Source organism: Streptomyces albidus (ex Kaewkla and Franco 2022), assembly GCF_013870515.1.
GTDB classification, from domain to species: domain Bacteria; phylum Actinomycetota; class Actinomycetes; order Streptomycetales; family Streptomycetaceae; genus Streptomyces; species Streptomyces albidus.
Genome location: NZ_JACBXA010000444.1, coordinates 1 through 2,439, shown reverse-complemented (window position 1 = coordinate 2,439; position 2,439 = coordinate 1). Strand labels below are relative to the sequence as shown.

The 2,439-nt window shown below is 74.1% G+C and carries 1 protein-coding gene and 1 pseudogene; both read right to left on the bottom strand.

Going from position 1 to position 2,439, the window contains the following annotated elements; translation table 11 throughout:
• A pseudogene (locus H5J26_RS30290) lies at positions 1-515 on the bottom strand (hypothetical protein); the annotation flags it as partial.
• Positions 512-2,185, bottom strand: coding sequence for a lipopolysaccharide biosynthesis protein (locus H5J26_RS30285; RefSeq protein ID WP_181769153.1), 1,674 nt, complete (start codon positions 2,183-2,185; stop codon positions 512-514). The pseudogene H5J26_RS30290 and the gene H5J26_RS30285, both read right to left, overlap by 4 nt.
• Between the last annotated feature and the right edge of the window lie 254 nt (positions 2,186-2,439).

Genomic DNA, 2,439 nt, shown 5'->3' with positions numbered 1-2,439 from the left:
AGACGGGCGGGGCCGCTGCCGTCCGGCTGCACGGCCAGCGCCGGAACGGTGACGACGAGCCTCAACACGTCGGCCCCCAGGGCTCGTTGGGGCAGCCGCAGTGTCGAGAAGCAGTACCTCAGGCCGTCCTGTCCGGTCACGACCGCCAGGACCAGCCCCAGCACGGCGAAGGCGCGCGGGACGTCGCCGGGCAGCAGGAGGGCGACACCGGCCGCGGTGAAGCCGATCGCGCAGGAGGCGCAGGCGGTGAAGACGACGGCGGAGCGGCAGGCGTCGCGGGCGGCTTCCCCTTCCCGCAGGACCAGTGCCTGGCCGACGTAGCTTCCGGCCAGCCCCGTCAGCACCGTGGCGACCATGTAGACGAGGGAGAAGACGGCGAAATCGTGCACGCCGGAGAGCCGGGCGGCCACGACGAGCACCGCGATGTTGGTGAAGGCCGCCACGCCCTGATCGGCGACGGAGCAGAGCACGGCGGAGCGGGTGCGCGGCCCGCGGTCCGCGGGAGCCCGTGTCACCTCCCGGGAACCCGGCCGCCGGAGCGCTCCGGGTCGGCGTCCAGGTCGGGGACGGTGCCGGGTGTCACGACGTGGCGGTCCGCCACGTCGGCCGCCCGCATGGGCCGGTGCTTCTGATCGCCGGACGGGGAAGGGGCGTTGGTGCCGTCCTTCCACGGGTCCGGCGCGGCTATCCGCCGCCCTGCCTTCCTGCTGTTCCGGCTCGCGCCGCCGTCGCGCTGGGCGTGCAGAACCGCCCCCAGCACGGTGCCGCCCGTACCGGTGACCAGGTCGCGGATGCGCTCGAGGTCCACACGGTGCACCTCGCTGGGGTTGCAGACGACCAGCACGCCGCCGACACGGTCGGCGAGCGCGACGGCGTCGGCGTACGACAGCAGGGCGGGCGCGTGAACGACCAGCGTCGCGCCGGGCTCCTCGGCCTCGGCCAGCAGGCGGCGGGCGGGAGCGGAGCTCAGAGCGCGGGCCGCGTTGCGCACCCGTGCTCCGGGCACGAGCTCGAACGCCCCGGACTCCCCCGCATCGATGGGGATCTGCAGTCCGGTCGGCCAGCCGTCGTCGCCCCGGGCCGGCTTCCGTGCCCAGCCGGGGCGGATGCCTTCGGCCCCACGCAGCCGGTCCGTCAGCGACGGCGCCCGCAGATCCGCTTCCACGAGCAGCACGTCGTGGTCCATCTCCACGAAGGAGGCGGCGAGATTGACCGCCACGGCGGCAGCGGTCTCCCCGCTGCCGCGAGGGGCGACCACGAGCACCGACCGCGGCCGGTCCACGAGACGCCTGTCGCACGCGAGCCGGAAGGCCACCGAGCGGTATTCCTCGGCGGCCCTGCCGGCAGCGAGCAGCGGAGCGGACCTTCCCCGGCGCGGCAGCGTGCCCAGTACGGGCGCACCCAGGGCCCGTACGACGTCACCCTCGGAGCGCACCACCGGATCGAGGACGAGCCGGACCCACGCGGCGAGAACGCCGAGCAGCAGACCGGCGGCCGCCCCGAGCCCCAGCAGCATGGGCAGGCCGGGACCGGCGGGCGACGACGGCGGAAGGGCGGTGCGCACGACTGTTCCCGGTGTGGTGTCCAGAGCGGTCAGGTCGGCGATCTTGCTGTCGAGCACGGCGAGTTGGGCGTCGACCGAGTCGCTGCTGCCTCGCTGGCCGAGCAGCGGCCTGCGCTGGTCCCGGTAGCGGTCGAGCATCTTCCCGACCTGCGCCTCGGTCTCCTTCTCCCGGGTGTCGAGGAAGGCTCGGGCGAAGGCGTTCGCTCGGACGGCGGCGGTTCGGGGCGAGTCCGCGGTGTAGGTGAACCGGAGGATCAGCGTGTCGGGCGGGTTGGTGACCTGCAGGCCCGACTGGAGCTCCGCGTCGGGGCGTTGACGGCCGTCCATGCGTGCGGCGGCGAGCTTCGCGACCGCGCTGCCCGTGGCCGTCTGCCGCTCCGACTCGATGCTGATGCCGGCGTCGGCCGGCTTTCCGCCGGCCGCGAAGGGATCCACCGTCGGCTGGCGGAGCGTCACCTCGCTGGACGCCGCGTAGGAGCTGCTGCCCTCGATGCCGAGCCAACCGCCTGCGAGCAGCCCGACCAGCAGCCCGACCAGCATCAGCTTCCGGTAGCGGAAGAGCTGGCGCAGCTGGTCCCGGAGGTGGTCCTGTTCGTCGTGCTGTGAGTGTGTATTCGTCACCGCCCCTGCGACTGACCCCGCACCCGTGCCCGCGGCTGTCCCCGCGAGCGGCCACCCGGTGGGCGGCTCCTGTCCCCTCTGCACCGGCCCGTCCCCCCTCAGCCCTGGCCCGCGTTCAAGCCCGGTCTCGCGCCCAAGTCCTCAGCGATGTCCGGGAGTTGAGCGCGTTTACGCCAACTCTCAGCCGCGGTTGGCCGGTTCACGGACCGCCGGCGTCCGGGCCGGGCGCCGGCAGGCGCGCTCTCCAGTGCCTC